Raw genomic sequence first — 26,853 nt, forward strand, 5'->3', positions numbered from 1 at the left:
GGGCACCTCCCAGGCCCTTAAGGCACTGGGGGAGGCACGCATGCCCGCAGCTGGGCGGCACGTGTCCGCAGCCAGGGCCTCCCCGTTCGCGTCGTCGATTGAACGGATTGGCTGAAAAGTCCCTAGCCTGGAGTGATGGGTGAGGACAGACGGCTGGTGGCCGTCGTCGCGTTGGCTCAGGGGATGGCGGCCGCGCACGGGCCGCGTGAGGCGTGGCGTGCGGCGGCCGCCGGGGCGTGCCGGGCGCTGGGCGGGAGTTTCGCCGCGCTGTCGGTGTGGGAGCGGGAGCTCGGGCGGCTGAAAGTGCTCGTGAACGTGGGTGCGCTGGCCGACGGGGAGGAGGAGTTCCCGGAGGACGAGGCCTATCCGGTGCACCAGTTCGCTGAGATCACCGAGTTCCTGCACGAGCGGTGGGCGGGGGGCGGGGAGCCCGACGCGTGGGTGGAGACCGCCGAGGGGCCCGCCGCCGGGCGGCGTCCCGGGTACTGCCATCAGCGTGTCGCCGCCCTGCGCCGCCGGGGCCGGAGCTGCTGTGTGGTCGCCCCGATCGTGCTGCACGGCCGGGCCTGGGGCGAGCTGTACGTCGCCCGGCCGGTCGGGGAGGCCGTCTTCGAGCGGGCCGACGCCGACTTCGCCACCGTCCTGGCCTCCGTCGTGGCCGCCGGCATCGCCCAGACCGAGCGGCTGGAGGAGGCCCGGCGGCTCGCGTTCACCGACGCGCTGACGGGACTCGCCAACCGTCGTGCCGTGGACGTACGCCTGGAGCAGGCGATCGAGCGACACCGCAGGGACGGCGCGGTCGTCAGCCTCGTCGTCTGCGATCTCAACGGGCTCAAGCAGGTCAACGACACCCATGGGCACGCCGTGGGCGACCGGCTCCTGGAGCGGTTCGGCTCGGTGCTGTCGCTGTGCGGGGCCATGCTGCCGGGGGCGCTCGCGGCACGGCTCGGCGGGGACGAGTTCTGTCTGCTCGCGGTCGGGCCGCCCGCCGACCAGGTCGTGAAGGCGGCCGGCGAACTGTGCCGCCGGGCGTCCGAGTTGGAGCTCGGGGAGGGCGTGGCCTGCGGGGTCGCCTCCACCGAGGACCCGATCGGGCCCGTGCGCTCCGCGCGGCGGCTGTTCCGGCTCGCGGACGCGGCCCAGTACCGGGCCAAGGCCGAGCGGGCCGCCCGGCCGGTGGTCGCGGGCCGGGCGGGGCCGGATGATCCCGTCATGCGGCTGGCGGACGAGCCGCCCACGGGGGGCGACGGGGAGCGCCGGCGTTTCCGGGGGCGGCACGCGCCGTAGGGAGTGGCCGTGTGACGTATCGGTAAGGGGTGAACCCCGCCCCCAGTGGTGACATCATCGAATTCACTGCGTACGCTCCTGAATATGGATATGCACAGTGTGGTGGTGGGGACGTCGGGCGTGACCGCGGACGACGTGCTCGCCGTGGCGCGCGGAGGCGCCCGCGTCGAGCTCTCCGAGGAGGCGGTGGCCGCCCTCGCCGCGGCCCGCGAGATCGTGGAGGCGCTGGCGGCCAAGCCGGACCCCGTGTACGGCGTGAGCACCGGCTTCGGGGCCCTGGCGACCCGGCACATCAGCCCGGAGCTGCGCGCACAGCTCCAGCGCAACATCGTCCGCTCGCACGCCGCCGGGATGGGGCCGAAGGTCGAGCGGGAGGTCGTACGCGCCCTGATGTTCCTGCGACTGAAGACCGTCTGCTCCGGGCGCACCGGCGTACGGCCCGAGGTCGCGCAGACCATGGCCGACCTCCTCAACGCCGGTATCACCCCGGTCGTGCACGAGTACGGCTCCCTCGGCTGCTCCGGCGACCTCGCACCGCTGTCCCACTGCGCCCTCGCGCTGATGGGCGAGGGCGACGCCGAGGGCCCCGACGGTGCCGTACGCCCGGCCGCCGAACTCCTCGCCGCACACGGCATCCAGCCCGTCGAACTGCGCGAGAAGGAGGGCCTGGCCCTCCTCAACGGCACCGACGGCATGCTCGGCATGCTGGTCATGGCCCTGGCCGACCTGGACACGCTCTACCGGTCCGCCGACATCACTGCCGCCCTGTCGCTGGAGGCCCTGCTCGGCACCGACCGGGTCCTCGCGCCCGAACTGCACGCCATCCGGCCGCACCCGGGGCAGGCCGCCAGCGCCGCCAACATGCTGGCCGTGCTGAAGGGTTCGGGCCTGACCGGGCATCACCAGGACGACGCCCCGCGGGTCCAGGACGCCTACTCGGTGCGCTGCGCCCCGCAGGTCGCCGGGGCCGGGCGGGACACCATGGCCCACGCCCGGCTGGTCGCCGAGCGCGAGCTGGCCTCGGCGGTGGACAACCCGGTCGTGCTGTCCGACGGCAGGGTGGAGTCCAACGGCAACTTCCACGGCGCGCCGGTCGCCTACGTCCTGGACTTCCTCGCCATCGCCGCCGCCGACCTCGGCTCCATCGCCGAGCGGCGTACCGACCGGCTGCTCGACAAGAACCGCAGCCACGGCCTGCCGCCGTTCCTCGCCGACGACGCCGGTGTGGACTCGGGCCTGATGATCGCTCAGTACACGCAGGCCGCGCTGGTGAGCGAGCTGAAGCGGCTCGCCGTACCGGCGTCCGCCGACTCGATCCCGTCCTCCGCGATGCAGGAGGACCATGTCTCGATGGGCTGGTCGGCGGCGCGCAAGCTGCGCACGGCCGTCGACAACCTCACCCGGGTCCTCGCCGTCGAGCTGTACGCCGCCACGCGCGCCGTCGAACTGCGCGAGGGGCTGACGCCGGCGCCCGCGACGCGGGCGGTCATCGAGGCCGTACGGGAAGCGGGAGTTCAGGGTCCCGGGCCGGACCGGTTCCTGGCGCCCGACCTGGCCGCGGCGGACGCGTTCGTGCGCGACGGGCGGATGCTCGCCGCGGTGGAGGCGGTCACCGGGCCGCTCCGGTAGTACGGCGAACGCGGCCGGGGTCCTGCTGTCCGGCGGGGCCCCGCGCCAAGTGCGCTCAGAGGCCGAGGCGTTCCCGGCGGACCGAATAGGCGACGAAGCCCGCGCCCAGCATGAGGAACATCGTGCCGCCGGCCACGTAGGGCGTGCTGTCGAAGCTGCCCGTGTCGGCGAGCCGGGTGTCGGTGACGGAGTCGCCCGCGGTGGTCGCCGCGATCCGCGCCTGCTCTGTGACCTGCGGCGACGGGCTTGCCGAGACCGCGTCTCTCACCGGGGAGTCCGACGTCGCGTTGGCGGACGGGACGAACCACAGGGCGCCCAGCAGGGTCGCTGCGGCGGTGGTGGTCAGCAACGGGCGGCGAGCGGATGACACGGAATATCGATCCCCTTGTGGCACTGGCGAATTGGCCGTGTGGGGTGATGTTAGTAAAAGGCGCGGGTCACGGGAAAGTCACGGGAGGGCCTGGACGTACGCTCCCGCCATGAGCACTCCTGAGACATCACGTTTTGTGCGGGTTCGGGTGGAACTCGTTCTGGAGGTCGACGACGCGGACGCCGTCACCAAGTCCGCGCTGCGCCGGATCGCCGACGACGCCGAGTTGCCGGCGTCGGAACGGGTACACGCCGAGAGCGCTGTGACAGAAGACACCGCTGAGGCCCTCGCCTACCTGGTGGACCCGTTCGACCTGGTCAGCCAGGTCCCGGGGGTCGAACTCCAGCAGGCCTCCTGGAGCAGCGAGCGGATCGAGTACGACCCCGATTCGCCGGACTGGGCCTACGACGAGGATGATGAAGACGACAACCTCGGCTGAGGCTGCTCGGGAAAACAGTTGTCCCGGGCGGCAACCGCCGCCCGGGATCTTCTCGTCTCAAGCGGCGGACGTGACGCACCTGGCGCATGGGGTGGACGCGGTTGACGTGGTGATCCCCACACTTGTGCGCCATGGGGAACCGGACGAACCGGTCGTAGCGTTGAAAGGTCTCGACGAGGACTCACGAGTTCGCGCGGGGGCACTTGGTCTTTGACGGGGACACACTCGGGGTCTTGGGGAAATCGGCAACGATGGAGAAGCGTGTGATAACGGTCAGTAAGCGGCGCAGGGGCCTGGCGGTCGCGTCCGCACTGCTCGGTGGAGTGCTGGCGCTCTCGGCCTGTACCGGCGGCGACGACAACGCCTCCGGGAGTGACGGCGGCGACAGCTCCCAGTCGAAGGTCGACGAGGCCGCGGCCAAGAAGACCTCCGCGGCCCAGATCAAGATCACGCCCGAGGACGGCTCCGACAACGCCTCCATCAACAACTCCGCCGCCGTCACCGTGAGCAAGGGCACGCTCACGGACGTCACGATGACGACGTCCGACGGCAAGGAGGTCGGCGGCGAGATATCCGCCGACAAGAAGAGCTGGAAGCCGAGCACCCAGCTGGAGCGCTCCACGAACTACAAGCTCGCCGCCGAGGCGAAGGACTCCGACGGCCGGGTCGCCCACGAGAACGCCTCCTTCACCACGGTCTCCCCGGCCAACAGCTTCATCGGCAACTTCACGCCGGACGACGGCACCACCGTGGGCGTCGGCATGCCGGTCTCGATCAACTTCGACAAGGCGATCACCAACAAGGCCGCCGTCCAGAAGGGCATCAAGGTCAGCACGACCGGCGGCCAGGAGGTCGCCTGCCACTGGTTCAACGCCAACCGCATGGACTGCCGCCCCGACGAGTACTGGAAGGAAGGCTCCACCGTCACGCTGAAGCTCGCGCTCGACGGCGTCGAGGGCGCCGAGGGTGTCTACGGGGTCCAGCAGAAGACGGTCACCTTCAAGATCGGCCGCAACCAGGTCTCGTACGTCGACGCGAAGACCAAGCAGATGAAGATCACGCAGGACGGCAAGACCGTGCGGACCATCCCGATCTCCGCCGGTTCGCCCGAGAACAAGACCTACGAGGGCATCATGGTGATGTCCGAGAAGTTCAAGGAAACGCGCATGAACGGCGCGACCGTGGGCTTCACGGACGACGACGGCAAGGGCGAGTACGACATCAAGGACGTGCCGCACGCCATCCGCCTCTCCGCCAGCGGCACCTTCCTCCACGGCAACTACTGGGGCGCGAAGTCCATCTTCGGTAGCGCGAACACCAGCCACGGCTGCGTCGGCCTCCAGGACGTGAAGGGCGCCGGCGACCCGAAGACGCCGGGCGCGTGGTTCTACAACAACTCGATCCTCGGTGACGTGGTCGTCGTCCAGAACACCGGCGACAAGACGGTCGCGCCGGACAACGGCCTCAACGGCTGGAACATGAGCTGGGCCGACTGGAAGGCCGGTTCGGCGGTCTGACGGTTCGGTAGCCCTGCGGACCCGAGCCGCCGCCCACCCCTCCCGCGAAGAGGGGGTGGGCGGCGGCTTCCGTATGTCTGAGGCGTTCGCGCCACGGAGGCGTAACCATGCGGCTCTGTAACGGAGTTCCGGCAGCCGTGTAACAGTCGGCCGACGGATCTCTTACCTGCTTCTCATCTATTGAGCACCTGATCACCCGTCGGCATACTGCGTATTCCGGGGGGTGTACGTCCATGCGTACGAGACCACCCCCGGCCGGGTGAACGGGGAATTCACCTGGTTCTTCTGCAAGGGGGAATCTTGCGCAGACAAGTGAAAAGGGCGTGCGCGGCCACGGTCGCCACAGCGGCGGCCGTGGCCCTGGCGGCGGGTATGACCAGCCCGGCGTCGGCGAACGGCGAGCAGGCGGCCGCGGCCTCCAAGTCCACCTCGCTCACCGCCAAGCACCGCGTCACGCTGATCACCGGCGACCGGGTCGTCCTGGACGCCAAGGGGCGCGTGGTCGGCCTGGAGCGGGCCAAGGGACGTGAGGGCATTCCCGTCCAGGTCCGCAAGCTCGACGGCCACACCCTCGTGATCCCCGCCGACGCGGCCCGCCTGGTCGCCACCGGCAAGCTCGACCAGCGGCTCTTCGACGTAACCGAGCTCAACAAGTCGACGACTCGCAAGGCCCAGAAGAAGGGCCTGAAGGTCATCGTCGGCTACCAGGGCAGCGCTGCCGCCGCCAAGGCCGACGTCCGCGACGCGGGCACGCTGAGCCACTCGCTGAAGTCCGTGAACGCGGACGCGGTGCAGACGCCCAAGGAGGACACGCCCGACCTGTGGGACGCGGTCACCAACGGCGACCGGACGGCCTCCGGCATCGCGCACGTCTGGCTGGACGGCGTCCGGAAGGCCAGCCTCGACAAGTCCGTCGCGCAGATCGGCACCCCCAAGGCGTGGTCGGCCGGCTATGACGGCAAGGGCGTGAAGATCGCCGTCCTGGACACCGGTGTCGACGCCACCCACGCCGACCTCAAGGGGCAGGTGATCGGCGCCAAGAACTTCACCACCTCGCCCGACACCACCGACAAGGTCGGCCACGGCACGCATGTCGCCTCCATCGCGGCGGGCACCGGCGCGAAGTCCGGCGGCAAGTACAAGGGCGTCGCGCCCGGCGCGAAGATCCTCAACGGCAAGGTGCTCGACGACGGCGGATTCGGCAGCGACTCCGAGGTCCTCGCGGGCATCGAGTGGGCCGCCGCCGAGGGCGCCGACGTCGTCAACATGAGCCTGGGCGGCGGCGACACGCCCGCGATCGACCCGCTGGAAGCGGCGGTGAACAAGCTGTCCGAGGAGAAGGGCATCCTGTTCGCCATCGCCGCAGGCAACGAGGGCGATGGCGCACAGACCATCGGCTCCCCGGGCAGCGCCGCCGCGGCCCTGACCGTCGGCGCGGTCGACGACAAGGACGTGCTGGCCGACTTCTCCAGCCGCGGTCCCGGCATGGACGGCGCCCTCAAGCCCGACGTGACCGCGCCCGGCGTGGACATCACCGCGGCCTCCGCCCCGGGCAACCAGATAGCCCAGGAGGTCGGCGAGAACCCGGCCGGCTACATGTCCATCTCCGGTACGTCGATGGCGACCCCGCATGTCGCGGGCGCGGCGGCGATCCTGAAGCAGCAGCACCCGACGTGGAAGTACGCCGAGCTGAAGGGCGCCCTCACCGGCTCCACCAAGGGCGGCAAGTACACCCCGTACGAGCAGGGTTCGGGCCGCATCCAGGTCGACAAGGCCATCACGCAGTCCGTGATAGGCCAGCCGGGCTCGGTGAGCTTCGGCGTCCAGCAGTGGCCGCACACCGACGACAAGCCGGTCACCAAGGAGCTGACGTACCGCAACCTCGGTACGAAGGACGTCACACTGAAGCTGACGTCCACCGCCACCAACCCCAAGGGCCAGGCCGCCCCGGCCGGCTTCTTCAAGCTCGGCGCCACCTCGGTGACCGTCCCGGCCGGCGGCAAGGCCTCCGTCCCGTTCACGGTGAACACCAAGCTGGGCGGCACGGTCGACGGCGCGTACTCGGCGTACGTGACGGCGACGGGCGGCGGCCAGAGTGTCCGCACGGCCGCGGCCGTGCAGCGCGAGGTCGAGTCGTACGACGTCACGCTGAAGTTCCTCGACCGTGACGGCAAGGCGGCGAAGAACTACAACGCCGACCTGACCGGCATAGCCGGCCTGGGCAAGGGCAAGGGGGCCGCGCCGTACGACGAGGACGGCACCGTCACCGCCCGTGTCCCCAAGGGCACCTACGTCCTCAACGCGAACCTCTACGCGGGCGACGACCCGGAGAAGTTCGAGGGCGCCGACTGGCTGGCCCAGCCCAAGCTGAACCTCGCCAAGAACACGACGATCACGCTGGACGCCCGCAAGGCCAAGCCCGTGAACATCACCGTGCCGGACGCCGCCGCCAAGTCGGAGTTCGCCTCGGCCGACTACATGGTGGAGGCGGGGGACTCCAGCTACGGCTTCGGCTGGTGGCTGGACTCGTACGCCGGCTTCCGCACCGCGCACATCGGCCCGCAGATCACCGACGGTTCGGTGACCCAGCAGTGGGACGGTCACTGGAGCAAGGGTGACAAGGAGCAGTACAGCGTCACGGGCGGCGGTCCGGTCAAGCAGCTCGCCACCGGCTACACCAAGCACTACAAGGCGAGCGAGCTCGCCACGGTGAAGGCGGGCCTCGGTGCCGCGGCGAGCGGCAAGAAGGGCTCCATCAACGCCGTGGGCTGGCTGCCGTGGAGCAGCGGCGCCTCCTCGATCGGCTTCCAGCAGACCCTGCCGAGCACGCGCACGCTGCACCTGTCCACCCTGGGCGGCGTGAAGTGGGACTTCGAGTTCTCCCAGAGCGGCGGTGTCGACGCCGACGGCTTCCCGGTCTGGGAGGCCGGCTACTCGCAGGAGGGCCAGAAGTTCACCGGCGGCAAGAGCTACTCGAAGACCTTCAACACCGCCGTCTTCGGGCCGCGCCTCAACGCCGACTTCGGCCTGTTCCGCGATGGCGACCAGATCAACGGCTCCCTGCCGCTGTTCGCCGACAGCAAGGGCAACCCGGGCTCCTCGGTGTTCACCTCGGTGAACACGACCCTCTACCGCAACGGCACCAAGGTCGGCAGCAACGACGACCCGCTGTTCGGCGGTGAGGCGTTCAAGGTCCCGGCCGGCGACGCCGAGTACAAGCTGACGACGTCGGTCAAGCGCAGCGTCAAGGTCGCGGCGGCCTCCACCCGCATCGACGCCAGCTGGACGTTCCGCTCGAAGAAGACCACCGGCATCAAGCAGCTGCCCGCGTCCACGGCCCGCTTCAACGCGGTCACGGGCCTCGACAGCAAGGTCCCGGCCGGTAAGACCGTCAAGATCCCGGTCACCGTCGAGGGCGCGGCCAAGGGCAGCAACCTGAAGTCGCTGTCGGTCTACGCGTCGTACGACTACGGCAAGACCTGGAAGAAGCTCACGGTCAAGGACGGCAAGGTCAGCGTCAAGAACCCGGAGAAGGGGAAGGCCATCTCCTTCCACGCCAAGATCGCCGACAAGAAGGGCAACAAGTCGACGATCTCGATCTACAACGCGTACTACGGCAAGTGAGTACCCGTTAGCGAACGGCCCGCCGGAAGCCTCGGTTTCCGGCGGGCCGTTCGTGTACGTCAGGCCGGCGGGGCCGTGCTCCCGGCCCCCGCCCGCGTCGCGTCCGCGCCCCAGCTCGCCAGCAGGCGCAGGGCCTGGGCCGACGGGGTGTCCGGTTCCGCGTGGTACGTGATCAGGGACTGTTCGGTGTCGTCGACGAGGCGGAACGTCTCGAATGAGAGGGTGAGGTCGCCGACCAGGGGGTGGCGCAGGCGCTTGACGCCGTAGCCCTTCTCCTTGACGTCGTGGGCGGCCCAGAGGCGGCGGAACTCCTCGCTCTTCACGGAGAGCTCGCCCACCAGGGCGGACAGCCTCGGGTCGTCGGGGTGGCAGCCCGCGTCCATGCGGAGGTAGCCGACCATGTCCTGCGCCTTCTGGTCCCACTCGACGAACAGATCGCGGTACTCGGGCCGCAGGAACACCAGCCGCGCCCAGTTCCGCTCCGGCGCCGGCAGCTCCGCCCAGTCGCCGAAGAGGGCCGCGGCCATCCGGTTCCACGCCAGGACGTCCGAGCGGCGCCCCACGATGTACGCCGGGACGGTGTCGATCGAGTCCAGCAGATGCCGCAGCGCCGGGCGCACCTGCTGGGTGCGCGCCACGGGTTTCTTCTTGTGCTGCTTCGGCTTCGCCAGGTGCGTCAGGTGGGCGTGCTCGGCGTCGTTCAGCCGCAGGGCGCGCGCGATCGCGTCCAGCACCTCCGCCGAGACGTTGCGGCCGTTGCCCTGCTCCAGCCGTGTGTAGTACGCCACGGAGACCCCGGCCAGCTGTGCCAGCTCCTCGCGGCGCAGCCCGGGCACGCGCCGCCGCCCGAAGTCGGGCAACCCCACGTCCTCCGGCTTCAGCCGGGCACGCCGGGTGCGCAGGAACTCACTCAGCTCGGCACGCCGGTCCAGGCCCCCGCCGGACTGCGCTGCGGGCTCCTGTGCGGGTTCGGGCTGTTCGTCCATGCGCTCCAGTATTCATGGTCGTACGCACACGAGCCTGACCCCGCCAGTGGTACGCACCCTGTGCGTACGCAAAACGGTGGTCTGGGTAGACGCTCGTGTTTTCGGCACGCTGGTGATCGTGCCCGGTCAGAGATCACGGTCAGAGGATCCAGAAGGCAGCCGGGCACGGAACCCCCGCTAGGAGAACCCCGGCATGACCACTGTCGCCGCGTACGCCGCACCCGCCCCCAAGGCTCCGCTGGAGCGCACCACCATCGAGCGCCGCGAGGTCCGCGAGTTCGATGTACTGATCGACATCAAGTTCGCCGGCATCTGTCACTCCGACATCCACCAGGCCCAGGAGGGCTGGGGTGAGGCGATCTTCCCGATGGTCCCCGGCCATGAGATCGCCGGTGTCGTCACCGAGGTCGGCCCGGGCGTGACGAAGTTCGCCGTCGGCGACCGCGTGGGCGTCGGCTGCATGGTCGACTCCTGCCGCGAGTGCGAGAACTGCAAGGCCGGCCACGAGCAGTACTGCGTCGAAGGCAACATCCAGACGTACAACGCCGTCGGCCGCGACGGCGAGCCCACCTACGGCGGCTACTCGCAGAAGGTCGTCGTCGACGAGAACTTCGTCGTCCGCATCCCCGACGGCCTCTCCCTCGACGTCGCCGCGCCGCTGCTGTGCGCCGGGATCACCCTCTACTCCCCGCTCAAGCGTTTCGGTGCCGGCCCCGGCAAGAAGGTCGCGATCGTCGGCCTGGGCGGCCTCGGCCACATGGGCGTGAAGATCGCGCACGCGCTCGGTGCCGAGGTGACCGTGCTGTCGCAGTCCCTGCGCAAGCAGGAGGACGGCCTGCGGCTGGGCGCCGACCACTACTACGCCACCAGCGACCCGAAGACCTTCGAGGAGCTGGCCGGCACGTTCGACCTGATCGTGTCCACGGTGTCGGCCCCGCTGGACTTCAACGCCTACCTGGCGCTGCTGAAGCCGGAGGGCACGCTCGCCAACGTCGGCGCGCCCGAGGAGCCGATCTCCCTCAACCTGTTCTCGGTGATCGGCGGCGGCAAGTCGCTCGCCGGTTCCATGATCGGCGGCATCCCGGAGACGCAGGAGATGCTGGACTTCTGCGCCGAGCACGGCCTCGGTGCCGAGATCGAGCTGATCCGCGGTGACCAGATCAACGAGGCGTACGAGCGGGTGCAGGGCAGCGATGTGCGGTACCGGTTCGTGATCGACACGGCGACGATCTGAGACCTGGCGGTCTGAGAGTGAGGGCCTCGGCTGTGTGCCGGGGCCCTCAGCGCCGTCCGAGGAGCCACAGCAGATACGGCCCGCCCACCAGCGAGGTGAGCGCGCCGACCGGGATCTCCAGCGGCGGCAGCAGCGTACGGGCCGCCAGATCGGCGCCGACCAGGATCACCGCACCCGTCAGAGCCGAGGAGAGCAGCGGCAGCTGAGGCGTGCGCGTGAGGCGTCTCGCCAGCTGCGGTGCGGTCAGCGCGACAAAGCCGATCGGGCCCGCCGCCCCGGTCGCCGTGGCCGCGAGCACCACACCCAGCAGCGTCAGTCCGAGCCGGGCCCTGCCCACCCGTACGCCGAGCGAGGCCGCGGTCTCGGGACAGAGCCCCAGTGGCCGCACGGCCCGGCCCGCCCACACCAGCCCCGGCAGACACAGCAGGCACACCAAGGCCAGCGGCCGCGCCTGCTCCCAGCCCCGACCGTTGAGACTCCCGGTCAGCCACAGCTTGACCTGCTCGGCGGCCTCCAGCTCGCTGTCCGTCAGATACAGCTGCACGACAGCCGACAGAGCGACGCCGATCCCGACCCCGGTGAGCACGAACCGGCTCGGCCGCATCCCGTGCCGCCAGGCCAGCGCGTAGACCAGCGCGGCGGCGGCCAGCCCGCCCGCGACCGACACGGCGGGCAGCGCGCTCGGTGAACTCACCGCCCCCGTCGCCAGCGCGAGCACGGTAGCGGCAGCCGCCCCGTGCCCGACGCCGATCACATCCGGACTGGCCAGCGGGTTGCGCGTCACGGCCTGCACCAAGGCCCCGGACACCCCCAGCGCCCCGCCCACCAGCGCCCCCAGCACGATCCGGGGCACCCGCAACTCGCCCACGACGAGCTCGTGAGGGCCGCTCCCGGTACGCAGGGTGTGCCAGACCTCGCCGGGCGGTACGTACGCCTGCCCGACGCAGGCGGAGACGAGCATGACGGTGAGGAGGAGCAGGAGGAGAGCGAGGGCGACGGCGGCGGAACGGCGGTGGAGGAGGAGGGAGACGCGAGGGTGGGGCCGCAGGACGGAGACGTGCGGGTGTGCCGGCCCGGCCGCGGGCGGTCGTACGGTGTCGGTCACGCCACAGCTCCCCTGCGCCGTACCAGCGCCACCAGCACCGGCACCCCCACCACCGCCGTCATGACACCGGCCGGCACCTCCGCGGGAGCCCGGATCACCCGCCCGGCCACATCGGCCCCCACCAGCAGCCCCGCCCCGAGCAGCCCGGACAGCGGCAGCACGACGCGATGGCCCCCGGACACCAGCCGCCGGGCGAGGTGCGGCACGGCCAGTCCCACGAACGCGATCGGACCGGCGGCGGCCACCGCGGCGGCGGTCAGCAAGGTCGCCCCCGCCGCGGCCGCGCCCCGCACCAGCCCGACCCGATGCCCCAGGGCCCGCGCCGCCTCGTCACCGAGTGCCAGCGCGTCCAGCCCCCGGGCACACGCCAGCACCGCCAGCAGTCCGACGGCGAGGAACGGCAGCATCTTGCCGACCGTGTCGGCGTTCCGGCCGCTGAGTGCCCCGACCTGCCAGAACCGGAACTGGTCCAGCGTCGCCGAATCGGCCGTGAGTACGACAGTCGTGGCACCCGCCGTCATCGCCGACAGGGCCGTCCCGGCCAGCGCCAGCTTCACCGGCGAGGCCCCGCCCCGGCCGCGCGCGGCGATGCCGTACACCAGGCACGCGGCCACGACCGCGCCCGTGAAGGCGTACCAGACGTAGCCGCCGAAGCCGCCTGCGAGCCCGGACGCGACGGCGACGACGACCCCGGCCGCGGCGCCCTGGCTCAGCCCGAGGATCCCCGGGTCGGCGAGCGGATTGCGGGTGACCGCCTGCAACGCGGCACCCGCGATGCCGAGCGCCGCGCCCGCGGCCAGCCCCACCGCGGTCCGCGGCATCCGCAGGGACCGTACGACGAGCGCGTCCGGGGAGCCGCCGCCGTGCAGCAGCGCGTCGAGCACACGGTCCGGCGCCACCGGCCGGGTGCCGACGGCGAGCGAGAGGATACCGGCGACGGCCGTCACGAGCAGGGCGACCGCCACCGCCACCGTCGACCGGGTGATGCCCCGGCTCACCCGCCGAGGTGCTCGGCGAGCTGCCGTACGACGAGGCGGGCGGCGGTGGGACCGGCGTTGAGGTACCAGGGGTCGTCGTCGACCCGCACGGCGTGCCCGGCGTCGACGGCCTTCATCGACTTCCACAGCGGCCCGGCCAGGACACTCCCGGCATCGGTCTTCGCGGGGTCGCCCTGCACCGAGTAGAAGATCCAGTCGCCGTCGGCGACATCGATGCTCTCCGGCCCGACGTCCTCGGAGATCGCCGTGAACCGCTGGGACTCCGGCCGCTTCAGCCCCATGTCCACGGCGAGGGACCCGGTGAAGGAGGAGACGCCGAACATGCGCGTCCGGTCGGGCGTGAACCGCACCATGGAGACGGCGGGGTCACCCTTCACGTCCTGCCCCTCGGCACGGGCGTCCGCGGCGATGCCGTCGAGCAGTCGCTTCGCCCGCTGCCCCTTGCCGACCGCCTCGCCGACAAGCAGCAGGTCGCGCTTCCAGTTGATGCCGTTGCCGGCGGTGATCACGGTCGGCGCGATCTTCGACAGCCTGGGGTAGAGCTCGCCGAGCGAGTCGTTGGCCAGGATCAGGTCCGGCTGGGCGGCGGCCAGGGTCTCCAGGTTGGGGGCGGAGCGGGTGCCCGCGTCGGTCATGCCGGCCAGCCGGTCCTTGTGGCGCGGGAAGGCGTCGGCGAGGTAGCCGGGCACGAGGCCGGCGTTGTCGGCGCGGGTGGTCGCCGTCGGGACGATCCCCAGCGACAGCAGGTCGTCGAGCTGCCCGGTGCTGAGTACGGCGATGCGCTGCGGACGGGCCTTGATCGCCGTACTGCCCTGGAAGTGCTTGACCGTGCGCGGGAAGACCCCGTCCTCGTCGGTGTCGGCGCCCATGCCCTTCGCGAGGGTGTTCGGCGCGGCGGAGGGTCCGGCAGAGCCCTCGGCGGCGCCGATGACCTGGCTGCGCGAGCCGTCCTCCCGCTTGCCGCCCCCGCTGCCGCCGCCCGGCGACGAGCAACCGGCCAGCAGCCCTCCGGCGACGGCCAGGACCACGAGGGCCCTCGATCCCACTGCGCGCACCACGTACTCCGATCAATCCACTAAGGCGAGCCTTACCTTAATGGGTGCCGGAGTATGGTGGATCGGGAGGGGAGGTCCAGCATGACCGTGCAGCTGAACCACACCATCGTCGTCGCGCACGACAAGCGCGCCTCGGCCCGGTTCCTCGCCGACCTCCTGGGACTCGAAGTGAGCCCGCCCTACGGCCCGTTCCTCCCGGTCGAGATCCCCAACGGCGTGACGCTCGACTTCATGGACAGCCCCGGCGCCATCACGCCGCAGCACTACGCCTTCCTCGTCTCGGAGGAGGAGTTCGACGTGATCTTCGGCCGTATCCAGGAGGCCGGTCTGACGTACTGGGCGGACCCGTTCCACAGCCGTCCCGGCGAGATCAACCACAACGACGGCGGCCGGGGCGCATACTTCGACGACCCCGACGGCCACCGCCTGGAGATCATCACGAGGCCGTACGGCAGCGGCGGCTGATCTTCCCTTCGGCCCACCGCGTCTGTCACATCTCCCCGCCGCCCTCCGTCATACCGGCGAAGGCGGACCGCAGGCGGATCGCGAAGTCGACGGCAGGGGAGTAGTCATGACGTCACCCATCCTGGTCACCGGCGGCACGGGCACCCTCGGCGGCCATGTCGTCCCGCTGCTGCGCGCGGCCGGTCACGACGTGCGGATCCTGAGCCGGAACGCCCGCCCCGCCGCGGACGGCATCGAGTACGTCACCGGCGATCTGCTCAGGGGCGAGGGCGTCGAGGCCGCCGTCGACGGCGCCGACACCGTGCTGCATCTGGCGGGGGGCCCGAAGGGCGACGACGAGGCGACCCGCACGCTGGTGCGCGCCGCGTCCCGGGCCGGCGTACGGCACCTGGTCTACATCTCGGTCATCGGCGCGGACCGGGTGCCGCTGGCCTGGATGCGGACGAAGCTGGAGTCGGAGCGGGCCGTCGCCGACTCGGGCATCCCGTGGACGACCCTGCGCGCGGCCCAGTTCCACGACCTCACGCTGACCATGGTCGAGAAGATGGCCAAGCTGCCGGTGTTCCCGGTGCCCGGGGGCCTGCGGCTCCAGCCGGTCGACTCCCGCGAAGTCGCCGCCCGGCTCGCGGAGCTGGCCCTCGGCGCCCCGTCCGGCCTCGTCCCGGACCTGGCCGGACCGCACATCGACACCCTCGCCGGCCTGGCCCGCCCCTACCTCCGCCTGAGGGGGCTGCGCCGCCCGATGCTGCCGGTGCGCATCCCCGGCAAGGCCGGGCGGGCGTACCGGGCGGGGGCGAACCTCACCCTGCCGGGGGCGGAGGAGGGGAAGCGGACGTGGGAGGAGTTCCTGGCGGAGCGGCTGGGCCAGGGGCCTTGTGCAGATCGCCGGGCTCCTGGCCGCCCAGGTCGAGCCGGAACGGCGGGTACTGGTCGGTCATCAGAGCGGCGTAGGCGGCCACCCGCGCGCACCAGCGGGCGAGGCCCAGCAGGAAGTCGAAGAGGTGCCGCGGATAGCGGGCGGTGAACAGCAGGACGACCACCGCGACCAGGGAGAGCCAGGTCATCAGCCCCGCGCCCCGCCAGCCGCTCCCGTCGCCCCAGCCGCCGCCCACGAACATCGCGACGACGATGTACTGCGGGATCGCCAGCAGCCACCACTTCACCAGGACCAGTCCGCGCGACAGCCGCTCCGGGTAGACGACGTCGAAGCGCGCCGGATAGCCGGGCACGTCGGCGAGGGTGAACGGCGGGTACCGGTCGGTGCCGAGGGCGGTGTGGGCGTAGTAGCCGACCCGCCAGTTCCAGCGCAGCACGCCGACGCTGAAGTCGAAGAGGGACCGGGGGTAGCGGGCGGTGATCAGGATGGCGAAGAACGCGATGACCGTCACCACCGTGAACGCGATCCACAGGAAGAACAGCACGATGTAGTGCGGGATGGCGAGCAGCCACTTCACCAGCCACAGCCATCGGGACAGCCGGGCGTCGACAGACGCCTCGATACGCACGGGCGACGCGGTGACAGGAACCATGTGGCGGGACTCCTTTCGCCTGCAGACTCGCAGGCGAGGAGGAGCCCCGCGACCCGGGCGGGGCCGTTCGCGCGGACCGTTCTTCCGGCTCGGACCGATCTTCCGCGCGGACCGTTCTTCCGCGCGGACCGTTATGACGGCACGGGAGCGATGACGTCCGGCTCGTCGGTGCCGTCCGGTTCCCGCGGCGGGTCGCTGAGCTGCTCGCGTACGTAGTTCCACACCACCGCGATCAGCGCGGCGATCGGGACGGCGAGCAGGCTGCCCACGATGCCGGCCAGACTGCCGCCCAGCGTCACGGCCAGCAGCACGACGGCCGCGTGGAGGCCGAGTCCACGGCTCTGGATCATGGGCTGGAAGACGTTCCCCTCCAGCTGCTGCACCACCACGATGATGGCCAGCACCATCAGCGCGTCCGTCAGGCCGTTGGAGACCAGTGCGATGAGGACCGCGACGAAACCGGCGAACAGCGCGCCGATGATCGGCACGAACGCGGAGACGAACGTCAGCACCGCCAGCGGCAGCACCAGTGGCACGCCCAGGATCCACAGGCCCAGCCCGATCAGCACCGCGTCGAGCAGGCCGACGGCCGCCTGGGACCGTACGAAGGACCCCAGGGTGGCCCAGCCGCGCGCGAACACGATCGGGACATCGGTGGCGAACCGGCCCGGGAGCTGCCGGGACAGCCACGGGAGGAACCTCGGCCCGTCCTTGAGGAAGAAGAACATCAGGAACAGCGCGAGGACGGCGGTGACCACTCCGCTCACCACGGTGCTGACGCCGGTGACGACCGTGCCGACCATGCTGCCGACGCCCTCCTGGGCGCGGGCGACGGCCGAGTCGAACGCCTTGTTGATCTGGGCGTCACCGATGTTCAGCGGCGGCCCGGCGGCCCACTCGCGCAGCCTCTGGATGCCCTCGACCACGCCGTCGGTCAGCTCACCGGACTGCGACGCCACCGGCACCGCGATCAACGCCACGACGCCCACGGCGACCAGCAGGAACAGCACGGTCACGAGCGACGCGGCGAGCGCGGGCGGCCATCCGCGACGACGCAGGGAGCGGGCCGCGGGCCAGGTCAGCGTGGTCAGCAGCAGTCCGACGACGAGCGGCCACACCACCGACCACATCCGGCCCAGCAGCCACAGAGCCACGGTCAGCGTCACGAAGACCAGCAGCAACTCCGCGGACACCCGCGCGGACAACCGCAACGCGTGGCGGGCTTTCGCCGGACTCAGGGTCGAATTCGAGGGGGCAGTCACGGGGGCACCCTATTGCCAGGGAGCCCCCGCGTATTCAGTGGGACCGGGGTTCGGCTCCGGTGGTACCGGTGTTCAGCCCTCGGCCTTGGCCACACCGATCGGGCAGGACAGGCCCGTGCCGCCGATGCCGCAGTATCCCGCCGGGTTCTTGTCCAGGTACTGCTGGTGGTATCCCTCGGCCGGATAGAAGGGCCGGCCCTGCGCCGGGGCGATCTCCGTGGTGATCTCGCCGAATCCGGACGATGTGAGGACCTGCTGGTAGGAGTCGCGGGACGACTTGGCGGTGGCCGCCTGCTCGGGGGTGTGGGTGTAGACCGCCGAGCGGTACTGCGTCCCCACGTCGTTGCCCTGGCGGAAGCCCTGCGTGGGGTCGTGGGACTCCCAGAACGTCTTCAGCAGGCGCTCGTACGAGATCACCTTCGGGTCGAAGACCACGCGCACGACCTCCGTGTGGCCGGTCAGGCCCGAGCAGACCTCCTCGTACGTGGGGTTCTCGGTGTGGCCGCCCTGGTAGCCGGCCAGGGTGGTCCACACCCCTGCCGGGAGCTGCCAGAACTTGCGCTCGGCGCCCCAGAAGCAGCCCAGGCCGAAGTCGGCGACCTCCAGGCCCTCCGGGTAGGGGCCGAGCAGGGGGTTGCCGAGGACGGTGTGGCGGTCGGGGACGGTGAACGCCGGGACCGGGCGGCCGGGCAGCGCCTGCTCGGGGGACGGCAGCTGGGGCTTACGGCTGTGCAGGAACATGCGGTCTCCAGCGGTCTTCCGGGGGGCGACGCCATCTTCGGGACGCCCCCTACAACGTGCGGAGGCCGCAGGGAATTCCGGCCCTCCGCGGCCCGGGCCCTCAGTGCGGCAGACTCGCCGGGCTGCCGCCGTTCGCCTCGTAGCCCGCCACCGCCAGCGCCCGGTACACCGCGAACTCGGCCGCCGGGTCCTGAGACAGCGTCCAGGGCAGAGCGCCGACATGGCCGTCGACGTGTATCAGCTGGCTCATGGCCTCCGCCCAGCGCTCGCCGCGGACCAGGAAGTAGACCAGCAGGTGCCGCGCGTGCGCCAGCATCGGGTCGTCGGCGCGGGCCGAGTGCACGGCGTGCAGCGCGCCGTGCATCGCCTTCGTGACGACCTCGGACTGCCAGAAGCTGCTGACCAGTGTCACCTCGGGGAGGTGCTCGAACACCGCGAAGAGGGGCATCGCCGCGAGCAGGGAGCCCTGGGGCGCACGGGCCGCCGCGGCCTCGGCGAACGAGTACGCCAGCTCACGCGAGCCGTGCCACTTCTCGCACCAGTAGTGCAGCGCGGCCAGATGCGCTCCCATGTGCGCCGGGTCGCGGTCCAGGATCTTCAGCCAGAGCTGCTCGAAGTCCTTCCGCGAGTAGCCGAGCCCGCGGGCCACCGACAGCTCGACGATGTACGGGACCGGATCGCCGGGGGACAGCAGCGCCGCGTCGGCGCACGCCGACCTGGCCTCCTCCATGATGATCCGGAACTCGTCCGTCCCCGGTGTCGCCGTCCGCCACGCCTGCTGCACCAGGAACTCGGCCTGCACCGCCGCGCCGCCCGCGTCCTTGGGCGCCTCCGCCCGCCACACCCGCAGCCACTGACCGCCCGGCGCCTCGCCGACCCCGCCGGGCCGCCGCGCGAGCTCCAGCGAGGCCGCACCCGCGAAGGCCTGCACGCGCTGCCAGCGCCGCTCGCCCTCCGTCTCCGTGCCCGCGAGGAGCTGCTGCGCCGCGCGGTAGTCCTGCGAGCGCTGCACCACGTCCAGGACGTCCAGCAGGTCCTGGTCGGGGCCGGGCATGCGGATGTCGAGCTCCTCCTCGCGGACGAAGCCGTAGTTCGCCGGGTCCGCGGCGTCCGGGTGGTCGGGCGAGACCAGTCCGACCGCACCGCGCCTGCGCCGCAGGAAGGGGAGCAGCACGAAGCCCAGCATGACCAGCGCGATCAGGACCCAGAGAATCTCCATGCGACAAGCGAACCAGACCGCGCCGACAATTGGCCAACCCCCTCCGCGAACCTGTGGAAAACCTGGCCGGGCAGCCCCCGCGGCCCGGTGGAGAACCCGGCGCCGGGCGCGCGTCGACTCGTACTCCGGCACTCTTCGTCTCGGCGCACTACCCTCGGTCCTCATGAGCGACAGGCACATCAGTCAGCACTTCGAGACGCTCGCGATCCACGCGGGCAACACCGCCGACCCCCTGACGGGCGCGGTCGTCCCGCCGATCTACCAGGTCTCGACCTACAAGCAGGACGGCGTCGGCGGTCTGCGCGGCGGCTACGAGTACAGCCGCAGCGCCAACCCCACCAGGACCGCGCTGGAGGAGAACCTCGCCGCCCTGGAGGGCGGCCGCCGCGGTCTCGCGTTCGCGTCCGGGCTGGCGGCCGAGGACTGCCTGCTGCGTACGCTGCTCAGCCCCGGCGACCACGTGGTCATCCCCAACGACGCCTACGGCGGCACGTTCCGGCTGTTCGCCAAGGTCGTCGCCCGCTGGGGCGTGGAGTGGTCGGTCGCCGACACCAGCGACCCGGCGGCCGTACGGGCGGCCCTCACCCCGAAGACCAAGGTGGTGTGGGTGGAGACCCCCTCCAACCCGCTGCTCGGCATCACCGACATCGCCGCCGTCGCCCAGATCGCCCGGGACGCGGGCGCCCGCCTCGTCGTCGACAACACCTTCGCCACGCCCTACCTGCAGCAGCCGCTGGCACTGGGCGCGGACATCGTCGTGCACTCGCTGACCAAGTACATGGGCGGCCACTCGGACGTCGTCGGCGGCGCGCTGATCACCAGCGACGCCGGCCTGGGCGAGGAACTGGCCTTCCACCAGAACGCGATGGGCGCCGTCGCCGGGCCCTTCGACTCCTGGCTGGTGCTGCGCGGCACCAAGACGCTCTCGGTCCGCATGGACCGGCACAGCGAGAACGCCGTCAAGGTCGCCGACATGCTCACCCGGCACGCGCGCGTGACGAGCGTGCTCTACCCGGGCCTGCCGGAGCACCCCGGCCACGAGATCGCCGCCAAGCAGATGAAGTCGTTCGGCGGCATGGTCTCGTTCCGTGTCGAGGGCGGCGAGGAGGCGGCCGTCGAGGTCTGCAACCGTGCCAAGGTGTTCACGCTGGGCGAGTCCCTGGGCGGCGTCGAGTCGCTCATCGAGCACCCCGGCCGCATGACGCACGCGTCCGCCGCCGGTTCGGCCCTCGAGGTCCCGGCCGACCTGGTGCGCCTGTCCGTCGGTATCGAGAACGCCGAGGACCTGCTGGAAGACCTTCAGCAGGCGCTCGGCTAGGACGGCCCGGCCCCCGCGGGGGTCACCAGCCGGTGAGGGGTGGAGTCGTCTCCGATGGCGGCTCCACCCACGGCTGGGCCGTCAGCGCCCACACCGTGAACGCCGCGGCCGCCGCGAGCAGCAGCAGCCACAGCAGCCGGCGGGCCAGTGTCCTGCGCCGCAGCATGCGGCCGCCCCGGCGCACCGCCTCCGTGTGGATCTCGGGCGGTACGGGCCGCGGCGACTGCTCCATGATCCGCCGCACGGTCGCCTCGCGGTCGTTCCCTCTCATGACGGTCTCCGGTCGCCGGAAGGGGGCATGCCGGCACCGCCCTCGGCTGCCGCACGGTCGCCTCCCCCAGGTTGCCGCTCATGTCGGCCCCTGGTCTCCGGAAGGTTCATGACGGCACCGCCTTCGCGGCCGCCACCGCGGGTGCCGGTCCCCGCGGCCGGTGCAGCAGGGCCGACGTCGCCCGGTGGCAGATGGCCCGCACGCGCTCCGCGGACAGGCCGAGCAGGGCCGCCGTCTGCTCCTCGGCGACGCCCTCGTAGAGCCTGAGGACCAGGATCAGCCGTTCCTGCGGGGTGAGCGGCGCGAGCGGTGCGGCGGGGTGCGGGCGGGCGCGGCCGAGGCCGCCGTAGTGGTGCCAGGTGCCGCGCGCGAAGCGGGTGGCGAGGTACTGGCGGGTGCGGTCGTAGGGATCCTCGCCGCGCAGCCGGTCCCAGCACGCGTACGTGTGCGCCAGGGACAGCGTCAGCAGGCGTCGCGCGCGCGGGTTGTCGTCCGGGGCCTCGGCGGTGAGCAGGGTGGCGGCGTGCAGCAGCCGCCCCGCCGCGCCCGCGACGAACGCCTCGAACTCCCGGGCCCGACGGGTCTCCCGTGACGCATGCCGGTGCCGCATCGCGCCTCCCGCCCGCCGACGACCCTGAGGATGCGGGCCCGGCCGCGTACGCGTGGTCGACAGGACCCGGTCTCATATCAGGCCAGGGTCGGCCCCGCGGTCAAGAGCCGCGCAGGGCCTGCGCTCAGGACGGCGACTGCGTCTCCGGCCCCGGCACCCCCGGCACCGCCATCCGGGCGGACAGCGCGCTGTTGAAGCGGGTCAGGAGCGAGCAGAACGCCTCGCGCTCCTCCGGCTCCCACTCCTCGGTCAGCTCCGCCATCAACTGCCGCCGGGACGAGCGCACTTCCTCCAGTCGGGCCTGCCCGCGCGGGGACAGCTGGAGCACCACCGCGCGTCCGTCCTCGGGGTGCGAGGTGCGCTTGACCAGGCCCGTGTCGACCAGCGGAGCCACCTGCCGGGTGACCGTCGACGAGTCGATCCCCATGCTCGCGGCGAGCGCCTTGACGCCCATCGGGCCTTCCTTGTCGAGACGGTTGAGCAGCAGATACGCGGCGCGGTCCATGGAGTTGCGCACCTGCCCGACTCCGCCGAGCCGGGTCTGTTCGGCACGGCGGGCGAACAGTGCCACCTCGTGCTGCAGCGTGTCGAGAAGACCGGTGTCACCGACGGTCGTCATGTCCATCGACATTTCAGGTGTTGTGGGCATCGCCGGGGGCTCACTTCGTGGAGGGCTGGCTGATTGGGGGACAGGGTACGCGGCCCGGAGGCGGGTCGTACCGGCGCTTCGGAAAGCGGGTCTCGGAGGTTGGTCACAACCGTCGTTCCCGCCTGTGAACTGCGATGCTGGTGTCATGAGCTACAGCACGGCTGACTCCTTGCGACCCGTCACCCTCGACGATGTGCGCGGCGCCCAGAAGATGCTCTCGGGTGTGGCGCGGGTGACCGCGATGGAAGGCAGCAGGCACCTCTCCCAGATGGTCGGCGCGCCGGTGCACCTCAAGTGCGAGAACCTCCAGCGGACCGGTTCGTTCAAGCTGCGCGGCGCGTACGTCCGGATCGCCGGTCTGCTGCCCGAGGAGCGCGCCGCCGGTGTCGTCGCCGCGAGCGCCGGCAACCACGCGCAGGGCGTCGCCCTGGCGTCCTCGCTGCTCGGTGTGCGCTCCACGGTGTTCATGCCGAAGGGCGCCCCGCTGCCCAAGGTCAGCGCCACCCGGGACTACGGGGCCGAGGTGCGGCTGCACGGCCAGGTCGTCGACGAGACGCTGGCCGCCGCGCAGGAGTACGCCGCCGAGACGGGCGCGGTGTTCATCCACCCCTTCGACCACCCCGACATCATCGCGGGCCAGGGCACGGTGGGCCTGGAGATCCTCGAGCAGTGCCCCGAGGCGCGCACGATCGTCGTCGGCATCGGCGGGGGCGGTCTCGCCGCCGGGATCGCGGTGGCGGTGAAGGCCCTGCGACCGGACCTCAGGATCGTGGGCGTCCAGGCGGAGGGCGCGGCGGCCTACCCGCCCTCACTGGCGGCGGGACGGCCCGTGGCGGTCGAGAACCCGGCGACGATGGCCGACGGCATCAAGGTCGGACGGCCCGGCGACGTGCCGTTCGGGCTCGTCGGCGAGTTGGTCGACGAGGTGCGCACGGTCAGCGAGGACGAGCTGTCCGCCGCGCTGCTGCTGTGCCTGGAGCGGGCCAAGCTGGTCGTGGAGCCCGCCGGGGCGAGCCCGGTCGCGGCACTGCTGAGCCGGCCCGGGGCGTTCGAGGGGCCGGTCGTCGCGGTGCTGTCGGGCGGCAACGTCGACCCGGTGCTGATGGAGCGGGTGCTGCGGCACGGCATGGCCGCGCAGGGCCGCTACCTGGCCGTACGGCTGCGGCTGACGGACCGGCCCGGCGCTCTCGCCACACTTCTGGGCGTGTTGTCAGTGGTGGACGCTAACGTCCTCGATGTGAGCCATGTACGGACCGACCCGCGGCTCGGGCTCACGGAGGCGGAGGTCGAGCTGCACCTGGAGACGAAGGGCCCGGAGCACTGCGCCGAGGTCGGCCGCGCGCTCCGCGAGGCGGGCTACACGGTCATGAACTGAGCCGGCGCCGAGCCGGTCAAGATCCCTTCTTCTCCCGGAACGCGACGTGGAAAATTCGATTGTGAGACGCGATACATCGCGTTATGGTGTGTCCGTGCGGATGCCTTGTCCATCTGTCCGGAGATCCCCGAAGACGTGGAGACTCATATGCCAGGTGCCATCCATGCCGAAGGTCTGGTCAAGACCTTCGGTGACGTCAAAGCCTTGGACGGTGTCGACCTCGACGTGCCCGAGGGCACGGTCCTGGGCCTGCTCGGGCCGAACGGCGCGGGCAAGACGACCACCGTCCGCTGCCTGACCACCCTGCTCCGGCCCGACAGCGGACGGGCGGTCGTCGCGGGCATCGACGTGCTCAAGCAACCCGACGCCGTCCGCCGCTCGATCGGCCTGTCCGGCCAGTTCGCGGCCGTCGACGAATACCTGACCGGCCGGGAGAACCTCCAGATGGTCGGCCAGCTCTACCAGATGAGGGCGAAGGCGGCGAAGGAGCGCGCGGTCGAACTGCTGGAGCAGTTCCATCTCACGGACGCCGCCGACCGGCCCACCAAGACCTACTCCGGAGGCATGCGCCGACGGCTCGACCTCGCGGCCGCCCTCGTCGTCTCGCCGCCGGTGATGTTCATGGACGAGCCGACGACCGGCCTCGACCCCCGCAACCGCCAGCAGCTGTGGGGGGTCATCAAGCAACTGGTCTCCGGCGGTACGACGCTGCTGCTGACCACCCAGTACCTGGAAGAGGCCGACCACCTGGCGCACGACATCGCGGTCGTCGACCAGGGCCGGGTCATCGCCCAGGGCACCTCCGACCAGCTCAAGGCCCGCACCGGCGGCGAGCGCGTGGAGCTCGTGGTGCACGAGCGTGAGCACATCCAGGCCGCCACCGAGGTCCTCGCCGGCTTCGGCAAGGGCGAGACCACCGTCGAGGAGCACATGCGCAAGCTGACCGCGCCGGTGACCGGCGGCGCCAAGCTCCTCGCCGAGGTCATCCGCGAACTGGACACCCGAGGCATCGAGATCGACGACATCGGCCTGCGCCGGCCGACCCTCGACGACGTCTTCCTGTCCCTGACGGGACACGTGGCCGAGGCCAAGGACGAGGAGATCGACGAAGAGATCGACAAGGAGGCCGCCAAGTGAGCGCCGTCACCGATGCCGTGCGGGTCGCCCCGGCCGCGAACCCGGTCAGCCAGTCGATCCGGGACTCGATGGTCGTTGCGAAACGCAATCTGATCAGAATGTCCCGCATTCCCGAGATGATCATCTATGGGCTGATCCAGCCCATCATGTTCGTGGTGCTCTTCACCTATGTCTTCGGCGGTTCCATGCAGATCGGCGGCAGCACCAGCGCCGTCGACTACAAGAACTTCCTGATGGCCGGCATCTTCGCGCAGACCGTCACGTTCGCCACCGCCAGCTCCGGCGCGGGCATCGCCGACGACATGCACAAGGGCCTCATCGACCGCTTCCGCTCCCTGCCCATGGCGCGCGGCGCGGTGCTCACCGGGCGCACCCTCGCCGACTCGGTGCAGACGGCCCTGACCCTGGTGGTGCTCGCGGTGGTCGCCCTCCTGGTGGGCTGGCGCGTCGGATCGGACGGCAGCACCAACGCCGGCAAGGTGCTCGGGGCCTTCGGTCTGCTGCTCCTGCTCGGCTACGCGTTCACCTGGATCGGCGCCCTGATCGGCATGTCCGTCAGAACTCCCGAGGCGGCCACGTCCAGCGGGCTCATCTGGCTCTTCCCGGTCACGTTCATCTCGAACGCGTTCGTCGACACCAGCCATATGACGCCATGGCTGCGCCACATCGCCGAGTGGAACCCCTTCAGCGCCACGGTCCAGGCCTGCCGTGTGCTGTTCGCCAACCCGGGCCAGTCACCGTCCGACGCCTGGCCCATGCAGCACCCCGTCTGGGCCTCGCTGATCTACTCGGTCCTCATCCTGGTCGTCTTCCGGACGCTGGCGGTACGCAAGTACCGGTCCGCGACGGCATGACAGGGCATGACCATGACGATGCCCCCGGTGCAGCGGCGACGCCGGGGGCAGGTCAAGGCTCGACGGGTGGTTCAGCCGTCGTACGGATCGGCCTTGATGATCTTCACCGAGGCCTTCTTGCCGTTCGGCAGCTCGTACTCGGCGTCCTCGCCGACCTTGTGGCCGATCACACCGGCGCCCAGGGGGGACTGCGGCGAGTACGTCTCGATGTCGGAGCTCGCGTATTCGCGTGAGGCGAGCAGGAACGTCAGGGTGTCGTCCTCGTCGCCGTCGAACGCGATCGTGACGACCATGCCGGGCGCCACCGCACCGTCCGCCGCGGGCGCCTCGCCGACCTTCGCGCTCTCGAGGAGCTGAGTGAGCTGGCGCACACGGAGTTCCTGCTTGCCCTGTTCCTCCTTGGCCGCGTGGTACCCGCCGTTCTCACGCAGGTCGCCCTCCTCGCGCGCAGCGGCGATCTTCGCGGAGATCTCCGTTCGCGCGGGACCAGTAAGGTGCGCAAGCTCAGCCTTGAGCTTGTTGTACGCCTCCTGGGTCAGCCAGGTGACGTTCTCGCTGGTCTGGGTCACAGGTGCTCCTCGTAGGTACTGGGAATACAAAGCATCGCCCTACCCAGAAGAATGTTCCTTCACGGAAGGGCGAAACCACGAGCCTAACAATTCAGGGGCAGAAGGGGGAGGACATAAGCCATCAGAATCACGTCAACGCAGGTCAGGCGCTACGTATTGCAGGTGATGTCCGTGCGGCCTCAGTCGGCCTGGCAGCCCTGCAGCTCGGCGGTCGTCCCGGGCGCGGTCGTGCGCAGCGTGAAGACCTTGTCGATGACGGTGGCGTCCCCGTCGAAGCGCACTTCGGCCCGGCCCACCACGGAACCGTCCTCGGCCTGCGAGCGCACGGTGCAGTAGCCGGTGGCGCCGGCGTCCTTGCGGACCTTCAGATGCACCTTCACTGATTCCTTGCCGGGCTCGAAGCTGATCACTTCGCCGCTGATCTCGTTCTTGACGACGTAGTGGTACCCGAACCAGCCGACCAGGCCCAGCAGCGCCACCGAGAGGACAGCACCGATGATCTTGAGCTTGCGGTCGGCGCGCTCGTCCGAGGTGCGGCCGTAACGGCCCTCGGGCGGTCGCGTGCTCGCCGTACTCATGATCGTCCTCCAGTACAAGGCCGGGGCGAGGG

Annotated in this window: 25 protein-coding genes and 1 pseudogene; 12 read left to right on the forward strand and 14 right to left on the reverse strand. The window is 71.0% G+C overall.

Features of this window, described 5'->3' with window-relative positions; genetic code table 11:
* Positions 1-135 precede the first annotated feature (135 nt).
* Together ACFZBT_RS07155 and hutH are read left to right on the forward strand one after the other, a co-directional pair.
* Complete coding sequence (locus tag ACFZBT_RS07155) at positions 136-1,287, forward strand: diguanylate cyclase domain-containing protein (RefSeq protein WP_391099403.1); 1,152 nt, start codon at positions 136-138, stop codon at positions 1,285-1,287.
* A 90-nt stretch (positions 1,288-1,377) separates the two neighbouring features.
* Entirely contained in the window at positions 1,378-2,916 is a 1,539-nt protein-coding gene (gene hutH / locus ACFZBT_RS07160) for a histidine ammonia-lyase (protein ID WP_391099880.1), read from the forward strand.
* 55 nt (positions 2,917-2,971) lie between these two features.
* Here the strand turns inward: hutH and ACFZBT_RS07165 are convergent, their stop codons facing one another.
* A complete protein-coding gene (locus ACFZBT_RS07165; protein WP_189722908.1) occupies positions 2,972-3,286 on the reverse strand; it encodes a hypothetical protein in 315 nt (104 codons plus the stop codon).
* A gap of 109 nt (positions 3,287-3,395) precedes the next feature.
* Here ACFZBT_RS07165 and ACFZBT_RS07170 point away from each other — a divergent pair, with 109 nt between their 5' ends.
* The 3 genes from ACFZBT_RS07170 (at position 3,396) to ACFZBT_RS07180 (ending at position 8,866) form a co-directional block, all read left to right on the forward strand.
* Complete coding sequence (locus ACFZBT_RS07170; RefSeq protein WP_391099405.1) at positions 3,396-3,725, forward strand: hypothetical protein; 330 nt, start codon at positions 3,396-3,398, stop codon at positions 3,723-3,725.
* A gap of 251 nt (positions 3,726-3,976) precedes the next feature.
* Positions 3,977-5,242, forward strand: coding sequence for an Ig-like domain-containing protein (locus tag ACFZBT_RS07175; RefSeq protein ID WP_391099407.1), 1,266 nt, complete (start codon positions 3,977-3,979; stop codon positions 5,240-5,242).
* 312 nt (positions 5,243-5,554) lie between these two features.
* Positions 5,555-8,866: a S8 family serine peptidase gene (locus ACFZBT_RS07180; RefSeq protein WP_391099882.1), complete on the forward strand. Its 3,312-nt coding sequence runs from the start codon at positions 5,555-5,557 to the stop codon at positions 8,864-8,866.
* A gap of 59 nt (positions 8,867-8,925) precedes the next feature.
* Here the strand turns inward: ACFZBT_RS07180 and ACFZBT_RS07185 are convergent, their stop codons facing one another.
* The gene (locus tag ACFZBT_RS07185; RefSeq protein WP_391099409.1) at positions 8,926-9,852 is read right to left on the reverse strand and encodes a helix-turn-helix domain-containing protein; all 927 of its coding nucleotides are present in this window, start codon (positions 9,850-9,852) and stop codon (positions 8,926-8,928) included.
* 193 nt (positions 9,853-10,045) lie between these two features.
* Here ACFZBT_RS07185 and ACFZBT_RS07190 point away from each other — a divergent pair, with 193 nt between their 5' ends.
* Positions 10,046-11,086, forward strand: a complete 1,041-nt coding sequence (locus ACFZBT_RS07190) for an alcohol dehydrogenase catalytic domain-containing protein (RefSeq protein ID WP_391099412.1) — start codon at positions 10,046-10,048, stop codon at positions 11,084-11,086.
* 46 nt (positions 11,087-11,132) lie between these two features.
* Here the strand turns inward: ACFZBT_RS07190 and ACFZBT_RS07195 are convergent, their stop codons facing one another.
* The 3 genes from ACFZBT_RS07195 to ACFZBT_RS07205 are packed head-to-tail and all read right to left on the reverse strand — an operon-like array spanning position 11,133 to position 14,244.
* The gene (locus ACFZBT_RS07195; RefSeq protein ID WP_391099414.1) at positions 11,133-12,191 is read right to left on the reverse strand and encodes an iron chelate uptake ABC transporter family permease subunit; all 1,059 of its coding nucleotides are present in this window, start codon (positions 12,189-12,191) and stop codon (positions 11,133-11,135) included.
* Positions 12,188-13,189: an iron chelate uptake ABC transporter family permease subunit gene (locus ACFZBT_RS07200; protein ID WP_391099416.1), complete on the reverse strand. Its 1,002-nt coding sequence runs from the start codon at positions 13,187-13,189 to the stop codon at positions 12,188-12,190. The genes ACFZBT_RS07195 and ACFZBT_RS07200 overlap by 4 nt, the downstream gene beginning before the upstream one ends.
* Positions 13,186-14,244, reverse strand: coding sequence for an ABC transporter substrate-binding protein (locus ACFZBT_RS07205; protein ID WP_391099418.1), 1,059 nt, complete (start codon positions 14,242-14,244; stop codon positions 13,186-13,188). Before ACFZBT_RS07205 ends, ACFZBT_RS07200 begins: the two co-directional genes overlap by 4 nt.
* 81 nt (positions 14,245-14,325) lie before the next feature.
* Between ACFZBT_RS07205 and ACFZBT_RS07210 the strand changes: the two genes are divergently transcribed.
* On the forward strand, positions 14,326-14,709 hold the full coding sequence (locus ACFZBT_RS07210) for a VOC family protein (protein ID WP_391099420.1): 384 nt from the start codon (positions 14,326-14,328) through the stop codon (positions 14,707-14,709).
* Positions 14,710-14,815: 106 nt separating this feature from the next.
* Positions 14,816-15,571 (forward strand): annotated as a pseudogene (locus ACFZBT_RS07215) (SDR family oxidoreductase); the annotation flags it as partial.
* Here the strand turns inward: ACFZBT_RS07215 and ACFZBT_RS07220 are convergent.
* The 4 genes from ACFZBT_RS07220 to ACFZBT_RS07235 all read right to left on the reverse strand — a co-directional run bounded on the left by ACFZBT_RS07220 (position 15,510) and on the right by ACFZBT_RS07235 (position 19,460).
* Positions 15,510-16,238 (reverse strand): DUF4389 domain-containing protein, encoded by a 729-nt coding sequence (locus ACFZBT_RS07220; RefSeq protein ID WP_391099423.1) that lies wholly within the window; start codon positions 16,236-16,238, stop codon positions 15,510-15,512. The pseudogene ACFZBT_RS07215 and the gene ACFZBT_RS07220 overlap by 62 nt on opposite strands.
* 131 nt (positions 16,239-16,369) lie before the next feature.
* The gene (locus ACFZBT_RS07225; protein ID WP_391099885.1) at positions 16,370-17,476 is read right to left on the reverse strand and encodes an AI-2E family transporter; all 1,107 of its coding nucleotides are present in this window, start codon (positions 17,474-17,476) and stop codon (positions 16,370-16,372) included.
* A 96-nt stretch (positions 17,477-17,572) separates the two neighbouring features.
* The gene (gene msrA / locus ACFZBT_RS07230) at positions 17,573-18,241 is read right to left on the reverse strand and encodes a peptide-methionine (S)-S-oxide reductase MsrA (RefSeq protein ID WP_391099425.1); all 669 of its coding nucleotides are present in this window, start codon (positions 18,239-18,241) and stop codon (positions 17,573-17,575) included.
* A 100-nt stretch (positions 18,242-18,341) separates the two neighbouring features.
* A complete protein-coding gene (locus ACFZBT_RS07235) occupies positions 18,342-19,460 on the reverse strand; it encodes a hypothetical protein (RefSeq protein ID WP_391099428.1) in 1,119 nt (372 codons plus the stop codon).
* Positions 19,461-19,623: 163 nt separating this feature from the next.
* Here ACFZBT_RS07235 and ACFZBT_RS07240 point away from each other — a divergent pair, with 163 nt between their 5' ends.
* Positions 19,624-20,778 carry a cystathionine gamma-synthase gene (locus ACFZBT_RS07240; RefSeq protein WP_391099431.1) on the forward strand — a complete coding sequence of 385 codons (1,155 nt, stop codon included), beginning with the start codon at positions 19,624-19,626 and terminating at the stop codon, positions 20,776-20,778.
* A 22-nt stretch (positions 20,779-20,800) separates the two neighbouring features.
* Here ACFZBT_RS07240 and ACFZBT_RS07245 read toward each other — a convergent pair whose 3' ends face one another.
* From ACFZBT_RS07245 to ACFZBT_RS07255, 3 genes are all read right to left on the reverse strand, one after another.
* Positions 20,801-21,049, reverse strand: coding sequence for a hypothetical protein (locus tag ACFZBT_RS07245; RefSeq protein ID WP_391099433.1), 249 nt, complete (start codon positions 21,047-21,049; stop codon positions 20,801-20,803).
* A gap of 106 nt (positions 21,050-21,155) precedes the next feature.
* Positions 21,156-21,659, reverse strand: a complete 504-nt coding sequence (locus tag ACFZBT_RS07250; RefSeq protein WP_391099435.1) for a sigma factor-like helix-turn-helix DNA-binding protein — start codon at positions 21,657-21,659, stop codon at positions 21,156-21,158.
* 124 nt (positions 21,660-21,783) lie between these two features.
* Positions 21,784-22,290: a MarR family transcriptional regulator gene (locus tag ACFZBT_RS07255; protein ID WP_391099437.1), complete on the reverse strand. Its 507-nt coding sequence runs from the start codon at positions 22,288-22,290 to the stop codon at positions 21,784-21,786.
* A gap of 163 nt (positions 22,291-22,453) precedes the next feature.
* Here ACFZBT_RS07255 and ilvA point away from each other — a divergent pair, with 163 nt between their 5' ends.
* The 3 genes from ilvA to ACFZBT_RS07270 all read left to right on the forward strand — a co-directional run bounded on the left by ilvA (position 22,454) and on the right by ACFZBT_RS07270 (position 25,674).
* The gene (ilvA, locus tag ACFZBT_RS07260; protein WP_391099439.1) at positions 22,454-23,683 is read left to right on the forward strand and encodes a threonine ammonia-lyase; all 1,230 of its coding nucleotides are present in this window, start codon (positions 22,454-22,456) and stop codon (positions 23,681-23,683) included.
* A gap of 147 nt (positions 23,684-23,830) precedes the next feature.
* The gene (locus ACFZBT_RS07265; protein ID WP_391099441.1) at positions 23,831-24,820 is read left to right on the forward strand and encodes an ATP-binding cassette domain-containing protein; all 990 of its coding nucleotides are present in this window, start codon (positions 23,831-23,833) and stop codon (positions 24,818-24,820) included.
* The gene (locus tag ACFZBT_RS07270; protein ID WP_391099443.1) at positions 24,817-25,674 is read left to right on the forward strand and encodes an ABC transporter permease; all 858 of its coding nucleotides are present in this window, start codon (positions 24,817-24,819) and stop codon (positions 25,672-25,674) included. Before ACFZBT_RS07265 ends, ACFZBT_RS07270 begins: the two co-directional genes overlap by 4 nt.
* Before the next feature lie 71 nt (positions 25,675-25,745).
* On the opposite strand, the gene greA is transcribed toward ACFZBT_RS07270, so the two are convergent.
* Positions 25,746-26,243, reverse strand: coding sequence for a transcription elongation factor GreA (gene greA / locus ACFZBT_RS07275; RefSeq protein WP_391099445.1), 498 nt, complete (start codon positions 26,241-26,243; stop codon positions 25,746-25,748).
* A 179-nt stretch (positions 26,244-26,422) separates the two neighbouring features.
* Positions 26,423-26,821: a DUF4307 domain-containing protein gene (locus ACFZBT_RS07280; protein ID WP_391099448.1), complete on the reverse strand. Its 399-nt coding sequence runs from the start codon at positions 26,819-26,821 to the stop codon at positions 26,423-26,425.
* Positions 26,822-26,853 lie beyond the last annotated feature (32 nt).

The sequence above is a fragment of the Streptomyces sp. NPDC008137 genome (assembly GCF_042957035.1).
In the GTDB taxonomy this organism is placed as follows: Bacteria; Actinomycetota; Actinomycetes; order Streptomycetales; family Streptomycetaceae; genus Streptomyces.

Bases quoted from the DNA above. Each gene is read 5' to 3' on its own strand.
- ACFZBT_RS07155 (WP_391099403.1), top strand. From the start codon at position 136: ATGGGTGAGGACAGACGGCTGGTGGCCGTCGTCGCGTTGGCTCAGGGG.
- hutH (WP_391099880.1), top strand. From the start codon at position 1,378: ATGCACAGTGTGGTGGTGGGGACGTCGGGCGTGACCGCGGACGACGTG.
- ACFZBT_RS07170 (WP_391099405.1), top strand. From the start codon at position 3,396: ATGAGCACTCCTGAGACATCACGTTTTGTGCGGGTTCGGGTGGAACTC.
- ACFZBT_RS07175 (WP_391099407.1), top strand. From the start codon at position 3,977: ATGGAGAAGCGTGTGATAACGGTCAGTAAGCGGCGCAGGGGCCTGGCG.
- ACFZBT_RS07185 (WP_391099409.1), bottom strand. From the start codon at position 9,852: ATGGACGAACAGCCCGAACCCGCACAGGAGCCCGCAGCGCAGTCCGGC.
- ACFZBT_RS07190 (WP_391099412.1), top strand. From the start codon at position 10,046: ATGACCACTGTCGCCGCGTACGCCGCACCCGCCCCCAAGGCTCCGCTG.
- ACFZBT_RS07210 (WP_391099420.1), top strand. From the start codon at position 14,326: ATGACCGTGCAGCTGAACCACACCATCGTCGTCGCGCACGACAAGCGC.
- ACFZBT_RS07220 (WP_391099423.1), bottom strand. From the start codon at position 16,238: ATGGTTCCTGTCACCGCGTCGCCCGTGCGTATCGAGGCGTCTGTCGAC.
- msrA (WP_391099425.1), bottom strand. From the start codon at position 18,241: ATGTTCCTGCACAGCCGTAAGCCCCAGCTGCCGTCCCCCGAGCAGGCG.
- ACFZBT_RS07235 (WP_391099428.1), bottom strand. From the start codon at position 19,460: ATGGAGATTCTCTGGGTCCTGATCGCGCTGGTCATGCTGGGCTTCGTG.
- ACFZBT_RS07240 (WP_391099431.1), top strand. From the start codon at position 19,624: ATGAGCGACAGGCACATCAGTCAGCACTTCGAGACGCTCGCGATCCAC.
- ACFZBT_RS07245 (WP_391099433.1), bottom strand. From the start codon at position 21,049: ATGAGAGGGAACGACCGCGAGGCGACCGTGCGGCGGATCATGGAGCAG.
- ACFZBT_RS07250 (WP_391099435.1), bottom strand. From the start codon at position 21,659: ATGCGGCACCGGCATGCGTCACGGGAGACCCGTCGGGCCCGGGAGTTC.
- ACFZBT_RS07255 (WP_391099437.1), bottom strand. From the start codon at position 22,290: ATGTCGATGGACATGACGACCGTCGGTGACACCGGTCTTCTCGACACG.
- ilvA (WP_391099439.1), top strand. From the start codon at position 22,454: ATGAGCTACAGCACGGCTGACTCCTTGCGACCCGTCACCCTCGACGAT.
- ACFZBT_RS07265 (WP_391099441.1), top strand. From the start codon at position 23,831: ATGCCAGGTGCCATCCATGCCGAAGGTCTGGTCAAGACCTTCGGTGAC.
- ACFZBT_RS07280 (WP_391099448.1), bottom strand. From the start codon at position 26,821: ATGAGTACGGCGAGCACGCGACCGCCCGAGGGCCGTTACGGCCGCACC.